The sequence below is a fragment of the Rhodanobacter sp. Root627 genome (genome assembly GCF_001427835.1).
Classification (GTDB): domain Bacteria; phylum Pseudomonadota; class Gammaproteobacteria; order Xanthomonadales; family Rhodanobacteraceae; genus Rhodanobacter; species Rhodanobacter ginsenosidimutans.
The window spans coordinates 990,761-1,017,327 of record NZ_LMGW01000001.1 but is presented as its reverse complement, the minus strand read 5'-3'; the positions used below and the strand labels follow the sequence as shown (position 1 = coordinate 1,017,327).

General features: G+C 66.2%; 16 protein-coding genes and 1 tRNA gene. 8 read left to right on the top strand and 9 right to left on the bottom strand.

Annotated features, from left to right (window positions below; genetic code table 11):
* Window positions 1–16 precede the first annotated feature (16 nt).
* The 3 genes from ASD68_RS04795 to ASD68_RS04785 form a co-directional block, all read right to left on the bottom strand.
* On the bottom strand, window positions 17–895 hold the full coding sequence (locus ASD68_RS04795; RefSeq protein ID WP_082545945.1) for a formate/nitrite transporter family protein: 879 nt from the start codon (window positions 893–895) through the stop codon (window positions 17–19).
* A gap of 26 nt (window positions 896–921) precedes the next feature.
* On the bottom strand, window positions 922–2,250 hold the full coding sequence (locus ASD68_RS04790; protein WP_056603992.1) for a sorbosone dehydrogenase family protein: 1,329 nt from the start codon (window positions 2,248–2,250) through the stop codon (window positions 922–924).
* Between the two features lie 137 nt (window positions 2,251–2,387).
* A complete protein-coding gene (locus ASD68_RS04785; protein WP_056603989.1) occupies window positions 2,388–3,944 on the bottom strand; it encodes an SDR family oxidoreductase in 1,557 nt (518 codons plus the stop codon).
* 250 nt (window positions 3,945–4,194) lie between these two features.
* Here ASD68_RS04785 and folC point away from each other — a divergent pair, with 250 nt between their 5' ends.
* The 5 genes from folC to ASD68_RS04760 all read left to right on the top strand — a co-directional run bounded on the left by folC (window position 4,195) and on the right by ASD68_RS04760 (window position 9,734).
* The gene (gene folC / locus ASD68_RS04780) at window positions 4,195–5,544 is read left to right on the top strand and encodes a bifunctional tetrahydrofolate synthase/dihydrofolate synthase (protein WP_056603986.1); all 1,350 of its coding nucleotides are present in this window, start codon (window positions 4,195–4,197) and stop codon (window positions 5,542–5,544) included.
* Window positions 5,545–5,605: 61 nt separating this feature from the next.
* Window positions 5,606–6,658 (top strand): SPOR domain-containing protein, encoded by a 1,053-nt coding sequence (locus ASD68_RS04775; RefSeq protein ID WP_056603983.1) that lies wholly within the window; start codon window positions 5,606–5,608, stop codon window positions 6,656–6,658.
* 37 nt (window positions 6,659–6,695) lie between these two features.
* Window positions 6,696–7,316, top strand: coding sequence for a CvpA family protein (locus tag ASD68_RS04770; RefSeq protein WP_056603981.1), 621 nt, complete (start codon window positions 6,696–6,698; stop codon window positions 7,314–7,316).
* 24 nt (window positions 7,317–7,340) lie between these two features.
* Window positions 7,341–8,816 (top strand): amidophosphoribosyltransferase, encoded by a 1,476-nt coding sequence (gene purF, locus ASD68_RS04765; RefSeq protein WP_056603978.1) that lies wholly within the window; start codon window positions 7,341–7,343, stop codon window positions 8,814–8,816.
* 102 nt (window positions 8,817–8,918) lie between these two features.
* The gene (locus tag ASD68_RS04760) at window positions 8,919–9,734 is read left to right on the top strand and encodes a ferritin-like domain-containing protein (protein ID WP_056079370.1); all 816 of its coding nucleotides are present in this window, start codon (window positions 8,919–8,921) and stop codon (window positions 9,732–9,734) included.
* 86 nt (window positions 9,735–9,820) lie between these two features.
* On the opposite strand, the gene ASD68_RS04755 is transcribed toward ASD68_RS04760, so the two are convergent.
* Window positions 9,821–9,895, bottom strand: a tRNA-Val gene (locus ASD68_RS04755).
* 132 nt (window positions 9,896–10,027) lie between these two features.
* Between ASD68_RS04755 and ASD68_RS04750 the strand changes: the two genes are divergently transcribed.
* Window positions 10,028–10,369, top strand: a complete 342-nt coding sequence (locus ASD68_RS04750; RefSeq protein ID WP_056603975.1) for a lipid-A-disaccharide synthase N-terminal domain-containing protein — start codon at window positions 10,028–10,030, stop codon at window positions 10,367–10,369.
* Between the two features lie 46 nt (window positions 10,370–10,415).
* Here the strand turns inward: ASD68_RS04750 and metH are convergent, their stop codons facing one another.
* From metH to ASD68_RS04735, 3 genes are read right to left on the bottom strand one after another with little or no spacing between them, the layout of a single operon-like run.
* The gene (gene metH, locus ASD68_RS04745) at window positions 10,416–13,106 is read right to left on the bottom strand and encodes a methionine synthase (protein WP_056603972.1); all 2,691 of its coding nucleotides are present in this window, start codon (window positions 13,104–13,106) and stop codon (window positions 10,416–10,418) included.
* A 1-nt stretch (window position 13,107) separates the two neighbouring features.
* Window positions 13,108–14,184, bottom strand: a complete 1,077-nt coding sequence (locus ASD68_RS04740; protein WP_056603969.1) for a homocysteine S-methyltransferase family protein — start codon at window positions 14,182–14,184, stop codon at window positions 13,108–13,110.
* Window positions 14,185–14,230: 46 nt separating this feature from the next.
* On the bottom strand, window positions 14,231–15,160 hold the full coding sequence (locus ASD68_RS04735) for a metalloregulator ArsR/SmtB family transcription factor (RefSeq protein WP_056080957.1): 930 nt from the start codon (window positions 15,158–15,160) through the stop codon (window positions 14,231–14,233).
* 135 nt (window positions 15,161–15,295) lie between these two features.
* Here ASD68_RS04735 and ASD68_RS04730 point away from each other — a divergent pair, with 135 nt between their 5' ends.
* A complete protein-coding gene (locus tag ASD68_RS04730) occupies window positions 15,296–16,486 on the top strand; it encodes an acyl-CoA dehydrogenase family protein (RefSeq protein ID WP_343123433.1) in 1,191 nt (396 codons plus the stop codon).
* Between the two features lie 240 nt (window positions 16,487–16,726).
* Here ASD68_RS04730 and ASD68_RS04725 read toward each other — a convergent pair whose 3' ends face one another.
* Both ASD68_RS04725 and ASD68_RS04720 read right to left on the bottom strand, forming a co-directional pair.
* Window positions 16,727–19,900, bottom strand: coding sequence for a multidrug efflux RND transporter permease subunit (locus ASD68_RS04725; RefSeq protein WP_056079360.1), 3,174 nt, complete (start codon window positions 19,898–19,900; stop codon window positions 16,727–16,729).
* A gap of 12 nt (window positions 19,901–19,912) precedes the next feature.
* Window positions 19,913–21,094 carry an efflux RND transporter periplasmic adaptor subunit gene (locus ASD68_RS04720; protein ID WP_056603966.1) on the bottom strand — a complete coding sequence of 394 codons (1,182 nt, stop codon included), beginning with the start codon at window positions 21,092–21,094 and terminating at the stop codon, window positions 19,913–19,915.
* A 425-nt stretch (window positions 21,095–21,519) separates the two neighbouring features.
* On the opposite strand from ASD68_RS04720, the gene ASD68_RS04715 reads away from it, so the two are divergent.
* Window positions 21,520–26,454 carry an NAD-glutamate dehydrogenase domain-containing protein gene (locus ASD68_RS04715; RefSeq protein ID WP_056603963.1) on the top strand — a complete coding sequence of 1,645 codons (4,935 nt, stop codon included), beginning with the start codon at window positions 21,520–21,522 and terminating at the stop codon, window positions 26,452–26,454.
* Window positions 26,455–26,567: the final 113 nt, after the last annotated feature.

The following is a 26,567-nucleotide window of genomic DNA, read 5'->3' as shown; positions in this document are numbered from 1 at the left end:
TGCGATGACGCAGCGCTCAAGCCTCGTCGCCGCGCACCTGCGCGTGGCTGATCAAGGCGAAGATGCAGCTGCCGCCCACGATATTGCCCAGCAGGGTCGGCAGGCCGAAGTGGAAGACATAGTCGCCGAACCCGGCGCCGCCGCTGAACACCAGGTACAGCACCTCCACCGAGCCCACGATGATGTGGGTGAACCCGCCCAGCGCAATCAGGTAGGTGGTGAGCACGATGACGGTGATCCGCGCCTGCTCGGCGGCGGGCACCAGCCACACCATGGTGGCGATGAGCCAGCCGGCGAGAATGCCCTTGGAGAACATCTGCCCTGGCGAGTTGGCCATCACCTCGGCGCCGATGCCGACCAGGGCCTCGTGCGTGGCATGGTCGAACACGGGCATGTGCAGGATGCCGTAGGCAAACAGGGCGGTGCCGATGATGTTGCCCACGAAAACCACCGACCACAGCCGCAGCAGCGAAGCGAGCTTGGCCAGGTCCGGATGGGTCATCAGCGGCAGCACGGCCGTCATCGTGTTCTCGGTGAACAGTTGCTGCCGCGCCAGGATCACCACCAGAAAGCCGAACGGATAGCCCAGGCTTTCGATCAGGAAGGCGCCGGGCGCGTCGCCGAGATGGCGATGCAGCAGGCCTCGCGCCAGCATGGAAAAGCCCATCGACAAACCCGCCGCCAGCGCCGACCAGCCCAGCGCGGGGATGCTGCGGCCCAGTTCCTCCTCGCCCTGCAACCGGATCGTTTCGTGCAGCACGGCGGCGCGGGGCGGCTGCTTTTCCTCCACGTCATGCTTTTCTTCGGTGGAAAGGGAGAAGCCGTCCTTCTCGTCGGCAGTCTGGTGATCGTCCGGGGTTGCGTCGGTGGCGAGTCGATGCTTGTTGTCGTTCATGGCGCGCTCCGCGGCGGGACGGGCGCTCAATCGGCGCCGGTTCGAGCCGGTGTTACGCGCCACACCGTGTTGCCGACGTCATCGGCCACCAGCAGCGCACCTTTCGCGTCCATCGCCACACCGACCGGCCGGCCGCGCGCGCGACCTTCGCTGTCGAGAAACCCCGTCAACACGTCCTGCGCCGGGCCGGCGGGCTCACCGTTGGCGAACGGCACGAAAATGACCTTGTAACCGCTGCGCGGCCGGCGGTTCCACGAGCCGTGCTGGCCCACGAATGCGCCGTTGCGATAGTGCGCACCGAGCAACTGGCCGCGGTAGAACATCAGCCCCAGCGAGGCGGTGTGCGGGCCCAGCGCGTAGTCGGGCACGAGCGCCGAAGCCACCAGCGCGGGGTTCTGCGGCTTCACCCGCGTATCGACGTGCTGGCCGTAGTAGCTGAAGGGCCAGCCGTAGAAACCGCCGTCCTTCACCGAGGTCATGTAATCGGGCACCAGGTCGCTGCCCAGTTCATCGCGTTCGTTGACCGCCGTCCACAGCGCGCCGCTTTGCGGCTGCCAGTCCATGCCGTTGGGGTTGCGCAGGCCGGTGGCGAATGCGCGCGCCTTGCCGCTGGCGATGTCCACTTCGAGGATGCGCGCGCGATCCTTTTCCACGGCCAGGCCGTTCTCGCCCACGTTGCTGTTGGAACCCACGGTGACGTAGAGCTTGCGGCCGTCCTGGCTGGCGATGACGTTCTTGGTCCAGTGGTGGTTGATGGTGCCGGCGGGGAGATCGATCACCTTGCGGCGCGGCGCCGCGATGCTTGTTTCACCGGCGCGGTACGGAAAGGCCAGCAACGCGTCGGTGTCGGCGACGTAGAAGGTATCGCCGACCAATGCCATGCCGAACGGGGAGTTGAGATGCTGCAGGAAGATGCGGCGCGTCTCGGCGACGCCATCGCCATCGGCGTCGCGCAGCAGGGTGATGCGGTTGGCGCTGGGGACGCCGGCGCCGGCGCCGGCCATGATCAGCTTGGCAACCCAGCCCTTGATGCCCTTGCTGTCGTCGGGTCTGGGTGGCGCGTTGGTTTCCGCCACCAGCACGTCGCCGTTGGGCAGTGTGTACAGCCAGCGGGGATGATCCAGATCGCGGGCAAAGGCGTGGACCGTCAGGCCCGGCGCAGCGGTGGGGTGTTCATGGGTGGACCAGCCAATCGCCTTGGCGGTGTTGACGGTGGGGATCAGGGTTTTGTGCGGCGGCGGCAGTTGCGGGTTCGGGCCCATGCCTTGATGCACGGTCAACCGGGCTGACTCGCCGCAGCTGGCGAGGGCGAGTGGGGCGAGGGCGATGAAGGCTATGGCGAATGCGTGGCGCATGGCATCGCTCCGGGGAACGTAAAGCGCAGTGCATACAGTGGGTAGGCAAGCGGGTGTGAATAGCGGGTCGCCAAGAGCGCCCTCATCCGCCCTTCGGGCACCTTCTCCCGCAAGCGGGAGAAGGGAGTGTTTCGACTTTACCAATCGGTGGGGCGGTAGTCCTTCAGGAACTGGCCCCACACGTGCTCGCCGGTATTGATGCCGTGGATGATCGGGTCGACGATGCGGGCGGCGCCGTCCACGATGTCCAGCGGCGGGTGGAAGCGTTCTTCCAGCACCTTCTTTGCGGCCAGCTCGGCCGGATCCTCGTCGGTCACCCAACCGGTGTCGACCGAGTTCATGTGGATGCCGTCGTTGTGGTAATCGGTGGCTGAGGTGCGCGTCATCATGTTTAGCGCGGCCTTGGCCATGTTGGTGTGCGGGTGGCGGGTGGTTTTGAAGCTGCGGTAGAACTGGCCTTCCATCGCGGACACGTTGACGATGTGCTTGTCGCGCTCGGCCGTGCGCAGCATCAGCGGCTTCAGGCGCGCGTTGATGATGAACGGTGCGATGGCGTTGACCAATTGCACTTCCAGCAATTCCACCGACGGCACTTCGGCCATCAGCAAGCGCCAGGAGTTGCGCTGGCGCAGGTCGATCTGCTGCAGGTCCTGATCGAGCCGGCCTTCGGGAAACAGGTGGCTCTGCGCCAGCAGTTCCTCGGGCAGCAGCGGCAGTTGCGACAGCTCGGCGGCGCGGGTCAGGCCGGGGACGGCGGTGTCGCGGCCGGTGCTTTGGGGCAGGATGTTCGAGCCACGCAGCCCTTCGTAATGACCGACCAGCTTGCGCAGGTGCTCGGGCATGTCGTGCAGCGCGGCGGTTTCGCCTTCCATCATGTGCGCGTAGAAATCCGGCGGGCGTCGCACGGTCTGGCAGGCGTTGTTGATGATGAAATCCAGCCGCGGCCGGGTCGCCACCAGCTCCTGGCAGAACGCTTCCACGCTGGGCGTGTGGCGCAGGTCCAGGCCGTAGACCTGCAGGCGGTGGCCCCACTCGGCAAAGTCGGGCTCCGCCGCGTAGCGTGCCGCCGAATCGCGCGGGAAACGCGTGGTGACGATCAACTCGGCGCCGGCGCGCAGCAGCTTCAGGCCGGCCTGGTAGCCGATCTTCACGCGGCCACCGGTGAGCAAGGCCACGCGTCCGTGCAGGTCGGCAAGCTCGGTGCGCTTGGCGTAATTGAACGCGGCGCAGGTCGGGCACATCTGGTCGTAGAAGAAATGCAGCGTCGTGTATTTCTGCTTGCACACGTAGCAATGCTTCGGCTCGACCGATTCGCGCGGCTGCGCCGCGTCGGCGTCGGGACCGACGTCGTGCGCGATGAAGCCCTCGGGCGCGAACACGTTGGGCGTGGTGAACACCGGCTTGCGACGCAGCGCGCGGATGCCGGTCTGGTTCAGCACGTTGTCTTCGGTCTGCACCTTCGCCGCGTGGCGTGCCTTCTCGGCCGCCTTCAGCTTCACCCGCCGTGCCACCGGGTCGGGGTGGTAGACATTGGCCACGGCCAGCTGCAGCCGTGCCCGCTCGTCGGCGGGCAGGCGGTCCAGCAATTGGCGGTCGGCGGCCAGCGCTTCGAGCAGCGCGGTGGCTTCGCGCAATTGCGCCAACAGTGCGGACTCGTCGTCATCCCGCGGGGGCAGGGTGGGGTGGGCGTTCATCGAAAGGTCTACCGCTGTGATTGATGGATCGGCACGACCCTTGTAGGAGCGACTTCAGTCGCGACCCGCACCAGGCAGAAGCAAAGTCGCAAGCGCCGAAACCACGTATTTTGCCTGCTTTCCCCCATCCCCGCCCGCCGTGCGCGTTTTCCCGCGCCGCGGCGACCACCGTGAACAGTAGAATGACGGGCTGATCCCGATCAATTCCCACCACGCGCCCCGCACCCGCCATTCAACAAGAAGCTTTCGCATGACCCGCAACCTCGCCGAATGGCTGGCCTATCAGGAACACGTCAACGTCCACAGCATCGAGCTGGGGCTCGATCGGGTTCGGCAGGTGTGGCAGCGGATGGGCGCGCCGGCGGTGGCGCGGCGTGTCATCACGGTGGGCGGCACCAATGGCAAGGGTTCCACCGTGGCCTTGCTGGAGGCGATGGCGCGGGCAGCCGGCCTGCGCACGGGCAGTTTCACGTCGCCGCATCTGCTGCGCTACAACGAGCGGGTGCGGATCGACGGCACCGAGGTGGACGACGCCGCGCTGGTGGCCTCGTTCGAACACATCGAGGCGGCGCGCACGGCCGGTTCCGATCCGGCCATTCCGCTGACCTATTTCGAATTCGGCACGCTGGCCGCGCTGGATCTGTTTGCGCGTGCGGGGCTGGATCTGGCCGTGCTGGAAGTCGGCCTGGGCGGGCGACTGGACGCGGTGAACATCATCGACGCCGACGTGGCGGTGATCACCACGGTGGATCTGGACCACATGGACTGGCTGGGCCCCGATCGCGACAGCATCGGCCGCGAGAAGGCCGGCATCGCGCGCCGCGGGCGGCCGGCGATCGTGGGTGAGCTGGATCCGCCGGCCGGATTGCTGCAGACGCTGGCGGCCTGCGGCGCCAGGGTCGAGCGGGCCGGTGTGGATTTCCACGCGCAGCGTCATGCCGACGGTGGCTGGCGTTGGCGGCACCGCGACGGCGCCGACATGGAGCTGCCCGATCCGTGGCTGTCGGCGCCGGTGCAATACGCCAATGCGGCGGCCGCGATTGCGGCCCTGCATGCACTGTGGTCGGCGGAGCCGGCGCTGTCGACGCACGACTGGCCTACGGCGATCGGCACAGGATTGCGCGCCGCCTCGCCATCGGCACGCCTGCAACCGCTGGGCGGCGACCCGCCGGTGCTGGTGGACGTGGGTCACAACCCGCAGGCCGCGCGTGCGCTGGCGGACTGGCTGGACGCACAACCGCCCGCACGCGTGCACGCGGTGTACGGCGCGCTGGGCGACAAGGATGTGGCAGGCGTCATCGGTGCCCTGGGCACGCGCATCGATCATTGGCATCTGGCCGGGCTGGAGCAGGTGAGCCCGCGTGGCCTGGCCGTGGATGCGCTCGCTGGAATCCTGCGGCAGACCCAGCCCGGCGCAACGTTCGACACCCACGCCGACGTGCCGGCCGCGCTCGCTGCGGCGCGTCGGACGGCGCAGGCCGGGGATCGCATCCTGGCTTTCGGTTCCTTCTTCGTGGCCAGTGCCGTGCTGGCGCAGATGGCGCTGGAGCCCACACCATCTGCCGTCGCGCGCACCGTGCCGGTTGGGACGGTTCCATGAGCAGGGACGCTGGCGGTTATAATCGCGTTCTGCCTGCCGCGAGCCGCCTTGGAGCGAAACCTTGAATACACGCCTGCTGGGTGCTGCCGTCCTGATCGCCTTGGCGGTTCTGTTCATTCCCATGTGGTTTTCCGGCAAGCCGCCGGCGGAAAGTGGCGACGCGGCGGTGAGCCTGGCGATTCCGCCGGCGCCGGATCGCGACCTGCAGACGCGCACCATGGATCTGTCCACCAGCGGCACGGCACCGACCCAAGCGCAGGCGCCGGTCTCCGGCGATCAGCTGGCCACGGTGAACATCGGCTCCAACCGTCCGCTGGATGTGGAGACCGACCCCCGCGCCGGCAAGGCGCACGAGCCCACCACGGTTACCACGGGAACGGGCACGTCCACCGCCGAGCCGGTGATCCCGATGCAGGCCGCGACCCGCAATGAAACGCCGGCACCCGCTGCCGCCGAGCCCGTCGCGACCAAGCCGGCGGCTCCCGCCAAGCCCGAAGCCAAGCCCGAACCCGCCCCGGCTCCGGCCCCCAAGCCTGCGCCCAAACCCGCCGAGCCTGCGCCCCATGTGGCCGACGCCGGCGTGCAGGGCAGCTACATGATCAACCTCAGTGCCTACGCCAGCGCCTCGGGCGCGGCCGCCTTGCAGCAGAAGGTGCGTGCCCTGGGTTACCCGGTCAGCAGCCATGCGATCACCCAGGCGGGGCAGCGCCGGACCAAGGTCGTCGCCGGCCCGTTTGCCACGCGCACGGCCGCTGAGGCGGCGCGGCTGAAAATCACCCATAGCATCTCCGGCGTGCCGGCGACGCTGGAGCACAGCGTCGCGCAAGCCAGCTCCGCCAGCCCGACCACCTCCGCACATACCGCCAGCGCCAGCAAGGCCGGCGGCTGGGCGGTGCAACTGGCGGCGGTGAGCGGCCAGGCCGACGCCAACGCGCTGCGCGACAAGTTGCGGGCGGCAGGTTTCGACGGCTTTGTCGATTCGGTCAACGTCGGCGGCAAGCAGCTGTGGCGGGTGCGCGCCGGCCCGCAGACGCAGCGTGCGGATGCACAGCGCGTGCACGACCAGATCAAGGCCAAGCTGGGCATCGACGGCAACATCGTGTCGGTGCCTTGAGCTTGCATCGCCCACTGCGAGCCGGACGGATTCATCCATGAACTGGATCGACTACGCGATCATCGGCGTGCTCGGCTTGTCGGTATTGATCGGGCTGTGGCGTGGCCTGATTGCCGAAGTGCTGGCGCTGGTGGTGTGGGCGGCGGCGTTCTGGGTGGCCTGGGTTTTCGGGCCGGCGGTGGCGTCGCACTTCGGCACCATCATCACGCTGCCCTCGGCACGGATCATTGCCGGCTACGGCCTGTGTTTCGTGGCGGTGTTGATCCTGGGCGCGTTGCTGCGCTTCGTGGTGGCGCGGCTGGTGGCGAGTACCGGTTTGTCCGGCACCGATCGGCTGCTGGGCATGATCTTCGGGTTCGTGCGCGGTGTATTGCTGGTGACCCTGCTGGTGTTCCTGATCGGATTCACCGCGTTCACCCGCGATCCGTGGTGGCAGCAGTCGGTGTTGCTGCCGCATTTTCAGCATGTGGCCAGCTGGCTGGAACAGCGCGTGCCGGCGGAGGTGCGCAACCTGCACGCGCCCGCCCAGCTGAGCCAGTTGCCACGCTTGCCGGCTTCGCTGCTGACCCCCATATCGGGCCGGACGCCCGCTCCGGCCAGTACCGCGCACCAGGCCTATCCCGCGGCTGCAGGCAGCGCTCCCGCCCCTCATTTTTGAACGACTTTCGAAGCAGGCAACAACATGTGCGGAATCATCGGCATTGTCGGTACCACCCAGGTGGCATCGGCGCTTTATGACGGCTTGACGGTGTTGCAACACCGCGGCCAGGACGCCGCCGGCATCGCCACCGTGGACGGTTCGCGGCTGCGCCTGCACAAGGGCAACGGGCTGGTGCGCGACGTGTTCACCGAGGCATCGATGAAGACGCTGCCCGGCCGCATCGGCATCGGCCATTGCCGCTATCCCACAGCCGGTTCCGAGGGCTCCTCGGAGGCGCAACCGTTCTACGTCAACTCCCCCTACGGTATTGCGTTCGCCCACAACGGCAACCTGGTCAACACCGACGAGTTGCGCCGCGAGATGTTCGAGGGCGACCGGCGCCACATCAACACCGACTCCGATTCCGAGGTGCTGCTGAACGTGCTGGCGCACGAGCTGCAGATCCAGGACCGCATGGCGTTGACGCCGGATCACATCTTCAAGGCCGTGGCCGGCATGCATGTGCGCGCCCGCGGCGGCTATGCCTGCGTGGCGTTGCTGCTGGGCTACGGCTTGCTGGCGTTTCGCGACCCGCACGGCATCCGCCCGCTGGTGCTGGGCGAACGCGTCACCGCCGAAGGTCGCGAATACGCGGTGGCGTCGGAATCGGTGGCGCTGGACGTGCTGGGCTTCAAGCGCATCCGCGACGTGGAGCCGGGCGAGGCGGTGATCATCACCGACGCAGGCGAGCTCTTCAGCCGCCGCTGCGCCGAGGGTGCGCTGCACACCCCATGCATCTTCGAGTACGTCTACCTGGCGCGGCCCGATTCGATGATCGAGGACGTATCGGTGTACAAGGCGCGCCTGCGCATGGGCGAAAAACTGGGCGCGAAGATCCTGCGCCTGCGCCCCGATCACGGCATCGATGCAGTGATCCCCATTCCCGACACCGCGCGCACCGCCGCCAGTGCGCTGGCCGGGGTGCTGGGCGTTCCGTTCCGCGAGGGCTTCGTCAAGAATCGCTACATCGGTCGCACCTTCATCATGCCGGGGCAGGGTGAGCGGGTGAAATCGGTGCGGCGCAAGCTCAACGCGATCGACCTGGAATTCCGCAACAAGAACGTGCTGCTGGTCGACGACTCGATCGTGCGTGGCACCACGTCGAAGCAGATCATCCAGATGGCCCGCGACGCCGGCGCCAGGAATGTCTATTTCGCTTCCGCCGCGCCGCCGGTGCGCTACCCCAACGTCTACGGCATCGACATGCCCTCGGTGACCGAGCTGGTGGCCGCCGGCAAGACCGAGGCCGAGGTGGAGAAGATCCTGGGCGCCGACTGGCTGGTCTACCAGGACCTGAAGGATCTGATCTGGGCCGTGCAGGACGGCAACGAGGAGCTGCAGCAGTTCGACGCCTCGTGTTTCTCCGGCGAGTACGTCACCGGCCTGGACCAGCGTTACCTGGAGCAGATCCAGATGTTGCGTTCGGACGATGCCAAGGCCGCCAGGCGCAGCGTCTAGCGCTGGGCGATCACCTCATGTAGGAGCGCACCTTGTGCGCGATAGCTCTTCGTCACGCAACGAAAAGCGTCGCGCACAAGGTGTGCTCCTACAGGAAAAGCCATGACCGATCTTCACGCCGCGGCCAAACGCTGTCTGGATGCCACCGAACCGGCCGAGAAACTGCGGCTTACCCACGCCACATGGGAAGCGTTTCTCGCCGGCGACCTGCAACCCGACACGTCGTCGCCTGCGCCTGATCCGATCACCGCGCCTGGCCGACCTGCGAAACCCGTGCTGGTGAACGCACGCCAGCTGCCGCAACGCGGCCTCGGCAGCGAGGAAGGTCGGGCGGCGCTGGTGCATGCCGTGGCGCACATCGAGTTCAACGCGATCAACCTGGCGTGGGACGCGGTCTACCGCTTCCGCGGCAAGCCCGCCGCGTATTACCGCGACTGGGCCAGTTGCGCCCATGACGAGGCGCGCCATTTCGCGATGCTGGCCGAGCGGTTGCAGGAGCTTGGCCATGCCTACGGCGATTTCGACGCCCACGACGGCCTGTGGCAGATGGCCGAGAAAACCGCTCACGACGACACCGCCCGCATGGCGCTGGTGCCGCGCGTGCTCGAAGCACGCGGGCTGGATGTCACCCCGGCCATGATCGAACGCCTGCGCCGGTTGGGCGACACCCGAACCGTTGCCATCCTCGAAGTGATCCTGCGCGAGGAAGTTGCCCACGTCGCCGCCGGCACCCGCTGGTACCAGCACTGCTGCCAGCGCGACGGCATCGAACCCATCGCTCATTTCTTCGCCCTGATACGCGACTACATGGGCGTCAACCTGCGCGGCCCGTTCAACCGACCCGCGCGACTGGAGGCAGGCTTTGTGGAAGCGGAACTCGATCGCCTGGCGGCGCTTGCTGCGCAAGGACAGGCGTGACGCGGCCTCTTTGATTCGAGCCTCGATGCCGGGCTTGAACCGTGCGCAATAAAAAACCGGCCAGAAGGCCGGTTTTTTATTTGTCTTGGTGGGCGGTAGTGGGATCGAACCACTGACCACTGCCGTGTGAAGGCAGTGCTCTACCGCTGAGCTAACCGCCCAATGTGAGCGCTGCATTTTAGGGGCAGTTGCGGCGTGGGTCAACGTTATTTGATGACGCGCGAGGAGAAACGTCTCGGGAGCACGGGGTGAATTGGTAGACTTGCGGACCTCACAAATCGAAGTGCGTCGCCATGGATTTTTTCAGTGCCAATTTCCCGTCGATCGTCCATGCGCTGCAGCACTTTCAGCTGACCCCATGGAAGCTGGTGGGTTACACCGGCACGCTGATGTTCACCAGCCGATGGTTCGTGCAGCTCTATTACACGCGCAAGTACAAGCGCGTGGTGATGCCGCTGGCGTTCTGGTGGCTGTCGGTGCTGGGCAGCGTGCTGCTGCTGGCGTATTTCATCGTGGGCAAGAACGATTCGGTGGGCATCCTCTCGAATTTCTTCCCGGTATTCGTTTCCACGTACAACCTGTACGTGCATCTGCGCAATCGCAAGAACAGCATTACCGGAGACGCGACCGCGTAAAGACAATGCAGGAGCGCACCTTGGGTGCGCTCCTGCAGAACCACGCTTATTCGGGCTCGTAGTCGAGGTTGGAGGCCAGCCAGCGCTCGGCTTCGGCCAGAGTCCAGCCTTTGCGGCGTGCGTAGTCCTCGATCTGCTCCTTGCTCAGGCGGCCGACCACGAAATACTGGCTGTCGGGGTGCGAGTAGTACCAGCCCGAGACCGCGGCGGCGGGGTACATCGAGAAACCTTCGGTGAGTTCGATGCCGGCGTTTTTGGTGGCGTCCAGCAGCGCGAACAGGGTTTTCTTCTCGGTGTGCTCGGGGCAGGCGGGATAGCCGGGGGCCGGGCGGATGCCACGGTATTTCTCGGCGATCAGCGCGTCGTTGTCGAGCGCCTCGTCCGGCACGAAGCCCCAGAATTCCTTGCGCATGCGTTCGTGCATGTGCTCGGCGAATGCTTCGGCCAGGCGGTCGGCCAGCGCCTTCAGGATGATCGAGGAATAGTCGTCGTAGTCGGCCAGGAAGCGGTTGAGGTGTTCCTCGATACCCAGGCCCGCGGTGACCGCGAAGCCGCCGATCCAGTCGGGCTTGTTGAACTCCTTCGGTGCGATGTAATCGGCGAGGCACAGGTTGGGGCGTTCGGGTGGCTTGTCGGCTTGCTGGCGCAGACTGTGCAGGGTGGCGAGCACCGTGGTGCGGCTGGCGTCGGTGTAGATCTCCACATCATCCATGATGTTGGCGGCCGGCCACAGGCCGACCACGGCGCGGGCGGTGAGCCATTTTTCGCCGATGATCTTGTCCATCATCGCCTGGGCGTCGCGGAACAGCTCGGTGGCCTGGGCACCGACGACCTCGTCAGTGAGGATGGCGGGGTAGTGGCCGGCCAGCTCCCATGCCTGGAAGAACGGTGTCCAGTCGATGTAACGGCGGATGACTGACAGGTCGTAGTCGTCGAATACGGTGATGCCGGGTTTTTTGGGCTGCGGCGGCTCGTAGGCGGCCCAGTCGCAGCTGAAGCGCTGCGCGCGTGCCTTCTCCAGCGACACCAGTTTCTTGCCGGGGCCGCGGTTGCGATGGCGTTCGCGCACGTCGGCGTATTCCACGCGCACCTTGGCCAGGAAATCACCGACCAGGTCCTTGCTCACCAGCGACTGTGCCACGCCGACCGCGCGTGAGGCGTCCTTCACCCACACCGTGCCGGCCTTGTAGTGCGGCTCGATCTTCAGCGCCGTATGTGCGCGCGAGGTGGTGGCGCCGCCGATCAGCAGCGGCACGTGGAAGTTCTGCCGCTGCATTTCCTTGGCCACGTTGGCCATCTCTTCCAGTGACGGCGTGATCAGGCCGGACAGGCCGATCATGTCGGCCTTCTCGGCGATCGCGGTTTCCAGGATCTTCTGCGCGGGCACCATCACGCCCAGGTCGATCACCTCGAAGTTGTTGCAGCGGAGCACCACGGCCACGATGTTCTTGCCGATGTCGTGCACGTCGCCCTTGACCGTGGCCATCACGATCTTGCCGTTGTTCTTGCCGGTGTCGCCGGTACGCAGTTTTTCCGCCTCGATGTAGGGCAGCAGGTAGGCCACGGCCTTTTTCATCACGCGGGCGGATTTCACCACCTGGGGCAGGAACATCTTGCCGGCGCCGAACAGGTCGCCGACCACGTTCATGCCGTCCATCAGCGGGCCTTCGATCACGTCCAGCGGGCGCGTCGACATCTGCCGCGCTTCCTCGGTGTCCTCGGTGACGTACTGGTCGATGCCGTGCACTAGCGCGTGGCTGAGCCGGGAGCGCACGTCCTTCTCGCGCCATTCCAGCGTCTCGACCTCGGCGGCGCCGCGCTTGCCCTTGTAGTTGTCGGCGATCTCCAGCAGGCGCTCGGTGGCGTCCTCGCGGCGGTTCAGCACCACGTCCTCGACGCGCTCGCGCAGCGGCGGGTCGATGTCGTCCATGATCGTCAGCGCGCCCGCGTTGACGATGCCCATGTCCATGCCGGCGCGGATCGCGTGGTACAGGAACACCGAGTGGATCGCCTCGCGCACGATGTTGTTGCCGCGGAACGAGAACGACACGTTGGAGACGCCGCCGGAGATGTGGCAATCCGGGAAGCGTTTTTTCAGCTCGCGGGTGGCTTCGATGAAGTCCACCGCGTAGTTGTTGTGCTCCTCGATGCCGGTGGCGATGGCGAAGATGTTGGGGTCGAAGATGATGTCTTCGGGCAGGAAGTCGAGTTCCTTCGTCAGCAATTCGTAGGCGCGCGAGCAGATCTCCACCTTGCGTTGGATGGTGTCGGCCTGGCCTTGTTCGTCGAACGCCATCACCACCGCAGCGGCGCCGTATTGCTGCACCTTGCGCGCCTGCTCCAGGAACGGGGCTTCGCCTTCCTTCATCGAGATGGAATTGACGATGCCCTTGCCCTGCAGGCAGCGCAGGCCGGCCTCGATCACCGTCCACTTGGACGAGTCGATCATGAACGGCACGCGGGCGATGTCGGGCTCGGACGAGATCAGGTTGACGAAGCGGGTCATCGCCGCCTCGGAGTCGATCAGGCCCTCGTCCATGTTGATGTCGATCACCTGCGCGCCGTTGGCGACCTGCTGGCGGGCGACTTCGACGGCCTCGTCGTAGCGCTCTTCCTTGATCAGTTTCTTGAACTGCGCCGAGCCGGTGACATTGGTGCGCTCGCCCACGTTGATGAACAACAGGTCGGGCGTGATCACCAGCGGTTCGAGGCCGGAGAGGCGGGTGTGGCGTGTCATGTTATGCGGCCTCCGTGGCCAGTGAGAGCGGCGCCCTGGGTGCGCAATCGCGCACCACTTCGGCAATCGCCTTGATGTGCGCCGGCGTGGTGCCGCAGCAGCCGCCGACCAGGTTCAGCAAGCCTTCGCGGGCGAAGCTGCCGATCACGCTGGCCATCTCCTCCGGCGTTTCGTCGTACTCGCCGAAGGCGTTCGGCAGGCCGGCGTTGGGATGTGTGCTGACGTAGGTTTCGGCGACGCCCGCCAGCGTCTGCAGGTGCGGGCGCAGGTCCTCGGCGCCCAGCGCGCAATTGAAACCCACCGACAGCGGCCGCGCGTGGCGCACCGAGTAGTAGAACGCTTCGGCGGTCTGGCCCGAGAGCGTACGGCCGGAGCGGTCGGTGATGGTGCCGGAGATCATCACCGGCATGCGTGCGCCGCGCTGGTGGAACAGTTCGCTCAGCGCGAACAGGGCGGCCTTGGCATTCAGGGTGTCGAAGATGGTTTCCACCATCAGCACGTCGGCGCCGCCTTCGATCAGGCCGTTCGCCGATTCGGTGTAGTTCTCCACCAGTTCCTGGAACGTGACGTTGCGGAAACCCGGATCGTTGACATCCGGCGAAAGCGAGGCGGTGCGGCTGGTGGGGCCGAGCACGCCGATGACGAAGCGCGGCTTGTCCGGCGTTTTCGCGGTCATCGCGTCGCAGGCGGCGCGGGCCAGCCTGGCGCCTTCGCGGTTCAGTTCCTGCGCCAGGTGCTGCAGTTTGTAGTCGGCCTGGCTGATGCGGGTGGAGTTGAAGGTGTTGGTTTCGATCAGGTCGGCACCGGCTTCGAGGTAGGCGTCGTGCACGCCGCGAATGATCTCGGGCTTGGTCAACGAGAGCAGGTCGTTGTTGCCTTTCAGATCGCAGCTGCCGGCATGGTCGTGCGCGTGGCCGTCGTGGCCGTGCTCGAAGCGCTCACCGCGGAAGCTGGTTTCATCCAGTTGATGCGCCTGCAGCATCGTGCCCATGCCGCCGTCGAGGATGAGGATGCGCGTGGCCAGTGCCGCCTCCAGCAGGGCGACGCGTTCGGGGTGGATCCAGGGGAGGGCGCTCATGGGGCAATGCTCGTTTGATCAGGGTGGCGAAAAGGAAAGTCGGGGGTCATGACGGTTTGCGTGCCAGCAGGCTGATGACCTCGAAATGCGGGGCCTTGCGTTCGCGGCTGAGGCGGGAGCAGTTCAGTACCTCCAACCCCGCGGCGCGCGCGAAACCTTCCAGCTGGTCGCTGCTGAATCCCAGGTTGCGATGGTCGAAGGGCTCCACGGCGGCCCGATGGTCGTGCCGGCCCAACGTCGCCGCCAGCAGACGACCACCGGGGCGCAGCATGCGGGCCGCTTCGGCGATGGCACCGGCGGGGTCCTCGGCGTAGGTCAGGGCGTGCAGCATCAACACCAGGTCGAAGCGCTGGTCGCCCAGCTCCAGTGCGTGCATGTCACCCTGCAGCACCTGCACGTTGGTGAACGGCTTGAGTCGCTTGGCGGCGGCTTCGACCACGCGCTCGCTGGAATCCACGCAGACGATGGAATGCGCATGCGGGGCCAGCAGTTCGGCGGTCACGCCGTCGCCGGAGGCGATGTCCAGCACGTCGCCGGTGGCCAGCAATTGCAGCAGCGAGCGGGCCACGGTTTCCCAGGTCCGACCGGGCGAATAGTGGCGCTCCATGTCGCCGGCCACGGTGTCGGCCCAGCCCTGTTCGCGGGCGCGCTGGGCCAGTACGCCGGGCAGGCGCGCGGCGTCCTCGCGCAGCAACGCGTCGTCGATGCTTTCGCGCAGCGAGCGCAGCAGCGCATGCTGGTGTTCGTCGCCCTCGTTGTTGGCGCGATAATAGGCGGACACGCCGGCGCGGCGGTCGCGCACCAGCTCGGCTTCCTTGAGCTTGGCCAGGTGGGTCGATACGCGCGGCTGCGCCAGATGCAGCACGGCGGCCAGTTCGGCGACGGTCAGCTCCTCGTTTTCGAGCAGGGCCAGCAGGCGCACCCGGGTGGGATCGGCGAGTAGCCGCAGCACGCCGGAGGCGGTAGCGAGATCCATCGTCATCCCTTTATCGCGATAGAAAGATGACAAGGCTAGGCCGGGTGGTGCGATGCGTCAAGCAGAGGCCATGCCGCAACCCGCTGTCGGGCCATGTTGCGTTCGCACAGAGGCTTTCACTTCTTACGTTCTAAAATGGTTGCTGACGTAACTTTGGAGGCGCCCGTGGATTTCCGGTTTACCGAAGAGCAATTGTCGATCCAGTCGATCGCCCGTGATTTCGCGCAAAAGCGCATTGCGCCGGTGGCGGCCGAGTTCGACGCCCGCGCCGAGTTTCCGCTGGAGAACATCCGCGAAATGGGCCAGTTGGGCTTGATGGGCGTGGAAGTGCCCGAAGCCTACGGCGGCGCCGGCATGGACCCGATCGCCTACGTACTGGCGATGATCGAGATCGCCGCGGCCGACGCGGCCACCGCCACCGTGATGAGCGTGAACAACTCGCTGTTCTGCCACGGCATCCTCAAGCACGGCAATGAGGAACAGAAGCAGAAGTACGTGCGCGCCATCGCCACCGGCGAGGCGATCGGCGCGTATGCGTTGACCGAACCGCAATCGGGTTCCGACGCCTCGGCCATGCACACGCGCGCCACCAGGAACGCCGCTGGCGATTGGGTGATCAACGGCAAGAAGAGCTGGATCACCTCCGGCCCCGTGGCGCGCTACATCGTGCTGTTTGCCATCTCCACTCCGGGCATCGGCGCGAAGGGCGTGTCGGCCTTCATCATCGACACGCAACTACCTGGCTTCCACGCCGGCAAGACAGAACCGAAACTGGGCATCCGCGCCTCGGCCACCTGCGAGATCGAGTTCACCGATTACGTATTGCCGAAGGAGAACCTGCTGGGCGAGGAGGGCAAGGGCTTCTCGATCGCGATGGGCGTGCTTGACGCGGGGCGCATCGGCATCGCGTCGCAGGCAGTCGGCATCGCCCGCGCCGCCTACGAGGCCACCCTGCAATGGTCGCGCGACCGCAAGGCCTTCGGTCAGCCGATCGGCAGCTTCCAGATGACCCAGTCCAAGATCGCCGACATGAAGTGCAAGCTCGACGCCGCCACGCTGCTGACCCTGCGCGCGGCGTGGGCCAAGGGCGAAGCTGAGCAACGCGGTGGCCGCTTCGGCACCGAGGCGGCCGTGGCCAAGCTCACTGCCTCGGAAGCGGCGATGTGGATCGCGCACCAGGCGGTGCAGATCCATGGCGGCATGGGTTATTCGAAAGAAATGCCGCTGGAGCGCTACTTCCGCGATGCGAAAATCACCGAGATCTACGAGGGTACCAGCGAGATCCAGCGGATGGTGATTGCGCGGGCCGAAACAGGGTTGCGCTGATTGGCACGCGGGAGCAGGCACCCGCCGCGGTTGACTAACCCCCCAACCGTTCGCGCTGAGCGTAGCCCGCGCAGCGGGCGGAGTCGAAGCGCCGCCAAACGTGGCTGCGCACTGGCATGTCCTTCGACTTCGGCCTTCGGCCTACGCTCAGGATGAACGGGATTTGGCGGCGGCCCTGCGCTGGCGATGACACAAAAAAGCCCGGCAGTTTCCTGCCGGGCTTTTCGTTGTTGCCGGGGATCAGGCGCCCCGTCGCGGATCGGAGTCGAACGTGCTCGGCCCATCCAGTGCGGGCTTGGCCGGCGTATCGCCATCCAGCTTGTCGCCCAGAAGGCGTCGCACCACGATGTAGAACACCGGGATCAGCAGCACGCCCAGGAAGGTGGCGAACAGCATGCCGCCGATCACGCCGGTACCGATGGCGTGGCGGGCGTTGGCGCCGGCGCCGGTGGAGAAGAACAGCGGCGACACGCCCAGGATGAAGGCCAGCGAGGTCATCAGGATCGGCCGCAGGCGCAGTCGGGCCGCGTCGACGGTGGCTTCGCGCAGGGTGCGCCCGGCCTGCTGTTCGGCCACCGCGAACTCCACGATCAGGATCGCGTTCTTCGCGGCCAGGCCGATCACCGTGATCATGCCGATCTTGAAGTAGATGTCGTCGGGCAGGCCACGCAACAGGGTGAATACCACCGCGCCCAGAATGCCCAGCGGCACCACCAGCAACACGGCGATCGGGATCGACCAGCTTTCGTACAGCGCCGCCAAAGCCAGGAAGACGATCACGATCGACAGCACCATCAGCAAGGTGGCGGCGTTGCCGGAGAGGATCTCCTGGTAGGACTGGCCGGTCCAGTCGTAGCCGAAGCCCTTGGGCAGGTCGTCGTTGACGATCTTCTGCATCTCGGCCATCGCCTCGCCCGAGGAATGCCCTGGCGTGGGCGAGCCGACGATTTCCACCGCGGAATAGCCGTTGTAGCGGGTCAGCGACGGCGACGACACGATCCAGTCGGTATGCACCACGTTCGACAGCGGGATCATCGCCGGTGTGCCGTTGGCGGTGAGCTGCGAGCTGGGGGTGAAGAAGTGCTCCAGCGCATCCGGGCCCATGCGATACGGTGCATCGGCCTGCATGATCACGCGCTTGACGCGCCCGCCGTAGGCAAAGTCGTTGACGTAGACCGGCGCCAGCATCAGGCCGACCGCGTTGTAGATATCGCCCACCGACAGGCCCATTGATTGCGCCTGGATGCGGTCGACATCCAGGTGCAACTGCGGCGCATCCTCCAGCGAATTGGGACGCACGCCCACCAGCACGGGACTCTGGCTGGCTTTGCCCAGCAAGGTGTTGCGCGCCTGGGTGAGCGCGTCGCGACCGGCACCGCTGCGGTCCTGCAGATACATGTCGAAGCCGCCGAACTGCCCCAGGCCCTGCACTGTCGGCAGGTTGACCACGAACACCTGCGCGTCGCGGATCTGCTGCAAGGCGCCGTTGGCGCGGCCGATGAACTCCGTGGCGGAGGCATCGCGGTCGGCCCAGTCTTTCAGCTTGATGAAGTTCATGCCGACGTTTTCGCCGGCGCCGACGAAGCTGAAGCCGGTGACCTGCAGCACGCCAGCGACCGCGTCGTCCTTGTCCAGGATCTCGCGCATCTGCTTCATCACCTTGGTGGTGCGCTGCAGGGTGGCGCCTGGCGGCAACTGCACGATGGCCAGCGCGTAGCCCTGGTCCTCCTCGGGCAGGAAGCTGCCGGGCAGGCGGGAGTAAAGGAAACCACCCAGCACGGCCACCGCCACGAACACGATCATCCAGCGTGGCGCATGACTCACCGCACCGTGGACGTGACCGGTATAGGTCTTCGTGATCCAGGTGAACATGTCGTTGAACTTGCGGAAAACGATGTTCTTTTTCTTGTGGTGTTCCGGCTGCAGGAAGCTGGCGCACAGCGCCGGCGTGAACGACAGGGCCAGGAACGCGGAGAAGCCCATCGACACCGCGATGGTCAGCGCGAACTGCTTGTAGATCACGCCGGTGGCGCCCGGCTGCAGCGACGAGGGCACGAACACCGCCGCCAGCACCACCGTGATCGCCACCACGGCGCCGGTGATCTGGCCCATCGCCTTGACCGTGGCGTCGCGCGGCGAGAGGCCTTCCTCGGTCATGATGCGTTCGACGTTCTCGATCACCACGATCGCGTCGTCCACCACGATGCCGATGGCCAGCACCATGCCGAACAAGGTCAACTGGTTGATGGTGAAGCCCAGCACCAGCATGCCCAGGAACGTGCCCAGCAGGGCTACCGGGATCACCAGCGTGGGGATGATCGTGGCGCGGAAGTTCTGCAGGAACAGCAGCATCACCAGGAACACCAGGATGATCGCCTCGATCAGCGTGTGGATCACCTCGTTTATCGAGATCCGCACGAAACTGGTGCTGTCATACGGGCTGAACCAGGTCACGCCCTGCGGGAAGCTGGGTGCCAGCTCGTCCATCTTGGCGCGTACCGCGGTGGCCACGTCCAGCGCGTTGGCGCCGGGCAGCAACTGGATCGCGAAGGCGCCGATCGGCTTGCCCTCGTAACTGGTGTCGAAGCCGTAGCTGCCGGGGCCGAAGCTGATCCGCGAGACGTCGCCCAGCTTGACCGTGGTGCCGTCGCTGTTGGCACGCAGCACGATGTCGGCGAACTGCTCGGCCGTGGTGAAGCGCCCTTCGGTCGATACCGTGACGCTGAGGCCCTGGCCTTCCGGCGCGGGGTCGGAGCCCAGCGAACCGGCGGCGAACTGCACGTTCTGCGCGCGGATCGCGGCGAGCACCTGGGTGGCGGACAGGTTGTAGCCTTGCAGCTTGTCCGGGTTCAGCCAGATCCGCATGGCGTATTCGGAACCGAACTGCTGCGTGCTGCCCACGCCGGGTACGCGCGCGATCTGGTCCAGCACGCTGGAACCCACGATGTCGTTGAGGCGGTTGCGGTCGATCTCCGGATTGTCCGTCGTCAGCGCCACCACCATCAGGAAGCCGGCGTTCGCCTTGGCCACCACCACGCCTTGCTGGGTTACTTCCGAGGGCAGGCGCGGGGTGGCCAGCGCCACCTTGTTCTGCACCTGCACCTGGGCGATGTCCGGGTCGGTGCCGCTTTCGAACGTCAGGGTGATGCTGGCGCGACCGCTGGCGCTGGACGACGAGCTGAAATACAGCAGGTGGTCGATGCCGGTCAGTTGCTGCTCGATCACCTGGGTGACGGTTTTCTCGGTGGTGGCCGCGCTGGCGCCGGGGTAGGTGGCGCTGACGGTGACCGACGGCGGGGCGATCGACGGGTACGATTCGACGCCCATGTTGAGGATCGCCAGCACACCGCCCAGCGAAATCAGGATGGCCACCACCCACGCGAAAATGGGGCGGTCAATAAAGAAACTCGGCATGATCGCGCTCCGTTACTTGCCGCTCGGGGCTTTGGCGGCCGACTTGGCGCCGGCGGGTGGCGCAGGCTGCCACGGCGTGGCCTTGGCCGGTGCGCCGGCCTTGACCTTCTGCAGGCCGGAGACCACCACCGCATCACCCGCGGCGAGGCCGTCGTTGACCACCCACTGGCCGTCACGCATGTCGCTGGTGGTGAGGTCCTTGCGCACGACCTTGCCATCGGCGCCAACCACCATCGCGTAGGCGCCGACCGTGTCCCGCTGCACCGCCGCCTGCGGCAGCAGGAACACCTTGTGCTGCTGGCCGAGGTTGGCGGTCAGGGTGACGTACATGCCGGGCAACAGCGTGCGTTGCGGGTTGGGGATGGTGGCGCGCAGGTTCACCGCGCCGGTGGCCGGGTTGACCGAGGTGTCGGAAAAATCCAGCACGCCAGATTCCGCATAGGTGCTGCCATCGGGCAGGGTGATCCGCACGCTGGTCTTGTTTGCGCCGGCGAGGGTGACGTCGCCGCTGCGCTGCGCGCTGCGCATCTTCTCCAGCGAGGCCACGCTCATGGTGAAGTTCACGTACAGCGGATCGATCTGGTCCACCGTGGTGAGCAGGGTGGCTTCGCCATTGCCCACCAGCGCGCCTTCAGTCACCTGCTGCTGGCCGGCGCGACCATCGATGGGCGAGGTCACGTTGGCGTAGCCCAGGCTGATGCGGGCCGTTTCCACGTTGGCGCGTGCAGCCTGCACGGCGGCGGCGGAATTGCGTTCGGCGGCCAGCGCGTTGTCGAGATCGGCTTTCGACACGTAGCCCTTCGGGGCCAGCTCACGCACCCGCTGCGCGGTGACCTTGTCGTTGGTTGCCGTGGCCTGCGCCTGCGCCAGCGATGCCTGCGCGGCATTGAGCGATGCCTTCAACGGCGCCGGGTCGATCTGGAAAAGCAGCTGGCCTTTCTTGACGTCGGTGCCTTCCTCGTACGTGCGCTTCAGCAGTACGCCGGCAACGCGGGCGCGTACATCGGCGCTGCGATAGGGCGACAGGCGCCCCACCAGGTCGCGCGTCAGGGGTGCGTTTTGCGGCTGCACCTTCAGCACACCCACTTCCGGCGGGGGCATTTGCGGCGGGCCTTGTTCCTTGCCTTTGCCGCCGCATGCCGCGAGGGCAAGCAGGCAGAGGCACAACGGTGCGCGCAGTAGGGAGGACTTCATGGCGGCTCCAGAACGATGCTCGAATCGGGGAAGAGTGGGGATGCACCGGTGCGCGGCTGCCGATCCAGGGGATCGATACAGCGCCGTGCCTCGGCTGCCTCATGTCTTTGGGTCTTGCCGACGGTAGGGGCGCCCGACGGATGCTTCGCGAATCCTCGCGGAGCATCGGGCCTTGGCCGGCAAGACTATACCGGACAGTTTACATTTTAAATCAGGTGTGAATCCACCCGTTGACACCGGGTGTGGTGGTATGGACAAGCGCCGGCAGGCAGCCGATGCCGCACGCGTTTGCGCGCCACGTAACTGGATCACTGTCCGCGCGAAATATGCAAGTGGCGGAGGTCGGTGGTGGTGCTTCGCGACGCGGCAGTATTCTGGGGCGACGTTGCATGACGCCATTTTGTTTTCACTACCCAGTAGAAGCCATGAATGCGATCCAAGCGACCACCGCAACATCCCCCCGCAATGCCGTACTCGACGCCCTGAAAGCACAGGGGCTCGAACCCTCCCAGTTGGCGGGGGCGAACATCTTCACCGACGTCTTTTTTGCCCGCATGGCGCCGGGCGACGTGGCCGCACACACGCCGCAGCAGTGGGCCGGATTGATCGCGGGCTTGCTGCAATTCATGCAACGCCGACCCCGTGGGCAGGCGCTGGTGCGGGTGCTGGATGCGGTGCCTGGTCACCCCGGCCGCAGCCTGTTGCAGGTGGTCACCGATGACATGCCGTTCCTGGTGGACACCGTCAGCATGATCGTGGCGGAGAACCGGCAGTCGATTCAGGCGGTGATCCACCCGGTGTTGAACGCCGTGCGCGACGCCGAGGGGCAGCTCCTGCGGCTCGGTGACGAGTCCGGCGTGCCCGAGTCGATCATGCATTTCGAGATCGACCGCATCGTCGACGAGGCGCTGTGCTCGCGCCTGCAGACACAGGTTGCCGACGCACTTAATGATGTACGCCAGGCCGTGGGCGACTGGTCGGCCATGCGCGACAAGGCCTTGGCGATCGCCGCCGACTTGCCGCACCGCAAGCTTTCGCTGGACGAGGATTCCGTGCGCGAGGCGGCGGATTTCCTGCGCTGGATGGCCGACGACAACTTCACTTTCTTCGGTTACCGCCAGTACGAGGTGGTGGCGGCCGATGGCGAGCAGGTGCTGCGCGCGGTGGATTCCACCGGGCTGGGCATCCTGCGTGACAGCGATCATTCGCTGGCGCCGCGGTCGGTGCGCTCGCTGGCGGCCAGCGAACTGCCGCACTCGGGTGCGACCGACGCCATCATCCTCACCAAGACCAATGCCCGCTCGCACGTGCATCGCAGCGGCTACATGGATTACGTGGGCGTGCTGAAATTCGATGCCGATGGCAAGGCAGTGGCGGAGGAACGCTTCATCGGCATGTTCTCCTCCAGTGCCTACATGACCCGGCCGCAGGATGTGCCGCTGGTGCGGCACAAGGTCGAATCGGTGCTGGTGCGTTCGGAGCTCAAGCGCGATTCCCACTCCGGCAAATCGCTGCGCCACATCCTGGAGGTGCTGCCGCGCGACGAGCTGTTCCAGAGCAACGAGGACGAGCTGTTTGCCACCGCCAGCGGCATCCTGGAGCTGCGCCAGCGCGCGCGCGCCCGACTGTTCGTCCGCCGCGACCGCTATGACCGTTTCTTCGCCTGCCTGGTATTCGTGCCGCGCGAACGCTTCAACACCTCGGTGCGCGAGCGCATCGAGGCGCTGCTGGGCGAGGCGTTGCATGCCGAGCAGGTGGATTCGTCGGTGCAGATGGGCGAGGCCGCGTTGACCCGGTTGTACGTGGTGGTGCGGCCGCGCATCGGCGATCACCCCGATTACGACCTGGGCGCGCTGGAGCAGGGTGTCGAGGCGATCGTGCGCAACTGGCACGACGATGTGCGCGATGCGCTGGTGCGTTCGCAGGGCGAGCACGAGGGCATGCTGCTCGCCAACAGTTTCGGCAAGGCGATGCCGCCGGGTTACGTCGATGACGTGAGCCCCGCCGTGGCCGCCGAGGACATCCGCGCGCTATCGCTGCTGTCGGGCGAAAACGCGCTGCGGATGTCGTTCTACCATCCGCTGAAGGCGCCGGAGACGCTGCGTTTCAAGGTCTACCGCAGTGGCGGCGACATCGCCCTGTCCGAGGTATTGCCGCAGTTGGAGAACCTGGGCCTGCGCGTGCTCACCGAGCACGTCTACGACATCCCGCGCGATGGCGCGTCGCTGTCGATCCAGGATTTCGAGGTGCAACCGGCCGGCAAGCTCACCTTCAGCGTGGAGCAGGTCGGTACCTTGTTCGAGGAAGCCTTCGAGCAGATCTGGCGCGGCAACGCGGAGAACGACGGTTTCAACCGGCTGGTGCTGGGCGCCAAGCTCAGCTGGCGCCAGATCGCCATGTTGCGCGGCTATTGCAAGTACCTGCTGCAGACGGGCGCGGCGTTCTCGCAGGCGTATATGGAAGACACGCTCAACCGCTATCCGGCGATCGCCGGCTTGCTGGTGGAGCTGTTCCTGGCGCGGTTCGATCCGCGCCGCGAGGATATGTCCGCCGAGGCCTTGAAGGCGGCTGGCGCCACGCTGGCGGCCGAGATGGAAGCGTTGATCCCGACCAACGTGCAGAGCGCGCAGCCTTCGTTGATCGCCGATCTCGGCGCCGCCCTGTCGCGGCCGCGCGCGGAGCAGATCCAGGCCGTGGAAAGCGCCATCGGCGTGCTGCTGGAGAACGTCGCCAGCCTGGACGAGGACCGCATCCTGCGCAGCTTCGTCAGCGTCATCGGTGCCACGCTGCGCACCAGCTTCTTCCAGCATCACGAGGGTGCGCCGCGCGATTACATCAGCTACAAACTCGATCCGCATCAGGTTCCCGGGCTGCCCAAGCCGATCCCCTACCGCGAGATCTGGGTCTGCGCGCCGCGCGTCGAAGGCATCCACCTGCGCTTCGGCGCGGTGGCGCGCGGTGGCCTGCGCTGGTCCGACCGGCGCGAGGATTTCCGCACCGAGGTGCTGGGCCTGGTCAAGGCGCAGATGGTGAAGAACACCGTCATCGTGCCGGTCGGTTCCAAGGGCGGGTTCTTCGTCAAGCGGCCGCCGGTCGATGGCGACCGCGACACACAGCTGGCCGAAGGCATCGCCTGCTACCGCATCTTCATCAACGGCTTGCTCGACATCACCGACAACCTGGTCGAGGGCGAGGTGGTGCACCCGCAGGATGTGGTGCGCCACGACGGCGACGATCCGTATCTGGTGGTGGCCGCCGACAAGGGCACGGCATCGTTCTCCGACATCGCCAACGCCATTTCGATCGAGCACGACTACTGGCTGGGCGACGCGTTCGCCTCCGGTGGTTCGCATGGCTACGACCACAAGGGCATGGGCATCACGGCGCGTGGCGCATGGGAGTCGGTGAAGCGCCATTTCCGCTCGCTGGGCGTGGACACGCAGTCGCAGGATTTCACCTGCGTCGGCATCGGCGACATGTCTGGCGACGTGTTCGGCAACGGCATGCTGTTGTCCGAGCACATCAAGCTGGTGGCGGCGTTCGATCATCGCCATGTCTTCCTCGACCCCACGCCCGACGCCGCACGCTCCTTTGCCGAGCGCCAGCGCCTGTTCGACAAGCCGCGTTCCAGCTGGGACGACTACGACCGCTCGCTGATCTCAAGCGGTGGCGGCGTGTATCCGCGCAGCGCCAAGTCGATCCCGATCTCGGCCGAGGTGCGTACCGCGCTGGGGTTGAAGGCCGATGTCGAGCACCTGCCGCCCAACGAACTGCTCAGCGCGATCCTCCGGGCGCCGGTGGACCTGCTGTGGAACGGCGGCATCGGCACCTACGTCAAGGCCGCCAGCGAGAGCCATGCCGACGTGCGCGACCGCGCCAACAACGCGCTGCGCGTGGATGGCGGGGAGCTGCGCTGCAAGGTGGTGGGTGAGGGCGGCAACCTGGGCTTCACCCAGAAGGGCCGCATCGAGGCGGCGCAGAACGGCGTGCTGCTCAATACCGACTTCATCGACAACTCCGCGGGCGTGGACACCTCCGACCACGAGGTCAACATCAAGATCCTGCTGAACGATGCGGTGAAGCGCAACGAGCTCAGCGTCGACGCCCGCAACGAGCAACTGGCGTCGATGACGGAGGAGGTCGGCAAGCTGGTGCTGTGGGACAACTACCGGCAGAACCAGGCGATCACGCTGATGGAGCACCAGTCGGTGCGCCGGCTCGGTTCCATGGCGCATTTCATCCGCACGCTGGAGGCTGAGGGCACGCTGGACCGCCAGGTGGAGAACCTGCCATCGGATGCCGAGCTGGCCGAGCGCAAGAGCCGGGAGCAGGGCCTGAGTCGGCCGGAGCTGGCGGTGCTGCTGTCGTACGACAAGATGCGGCTGTTCCAGCAACTGCTCGATTCCGACGTACCGGAAGATCCTTACCTCTCGCGCGAGCTGGTGCGCTATTTCCCAGAGCCGCTGCACGAGAAGTACGCCGAGCACATGCAGCGCCACCGCCTGAAGCGCGAGATCATCGCCACCGCGGTCACCAACTCCACCATCAACCGCATGGGCGCCACCTTCATGATGCGCATGCAGGAGGACACCGGCCAGCGGCCCGCCGCCATCGCCAAGGCGTACACCGCAGCGCGCGAGATTCTCGATGCCCGCGAGCTGTGGGCCGAGCTTGAGGCGCTGGACAGCAAGGTGGCCGAAGGCACCCAGACCGACGCGATCCTGAAAATCTGGGCGTTGCTGCGGCACATGACGCGCTGGCTGTTGAACCGACCCGGTGGCACGCTGGATATCGCCGCCAACGTCGAGCGCTACCAGGGCGTGGTGTCGGATCTGCGCAAGGCCTTGCCGCACGTGCTGGGCAAGGCGGGCCAGGGCGACTTCACCTGCGACCGCGAGAAATGGGAAGGCCTTGGCATGCCATCGGCACTGGCCCTGCGGCTGGCCCGCATGCCAGACCTGCGCGCGGCGCTGGACATGGCCGAGATCGCCCGCCAAAGCGACGAGCCGATCGAGAAAGTGGCGCGCATCTTCTATGAACTGGGCGAAGCGCTGGATCTGGGCTGGTTGCGCGACCAGATCGAGGCGTTGCCGGTGGAAGGCCACTGGCATGCGCAGGCGCGCGGCTCGCTGCTGGATGAGTTGAACCAGCAGCACCGGGCGCTGGCACAGCAGGTGTTGAGCATGGGCGTCGACGACAGCGGCGATGTCTCCGCGGTGCAGGCATGGTTGCAACGCGACGACGCCACGCTGCAACACACGCGCAGCATGCTGGCCGAGATCCTCACCCAGAATGCCGATTACCCGATTGCATCGGTGGCCGTGAGGCGACTGGCGCAACTGGCGCAGTTGCCGGTTTGAGGCTTCGGTTGGAGTTCCCCGCGGGTTGACCCACCCCGTCCCTCCCCTGCGAGCAGGGGAGGGTATTACGGCACGCTCTGGCTTTGTGGTGGTTCGTGTTCGGTGTTTGCGGC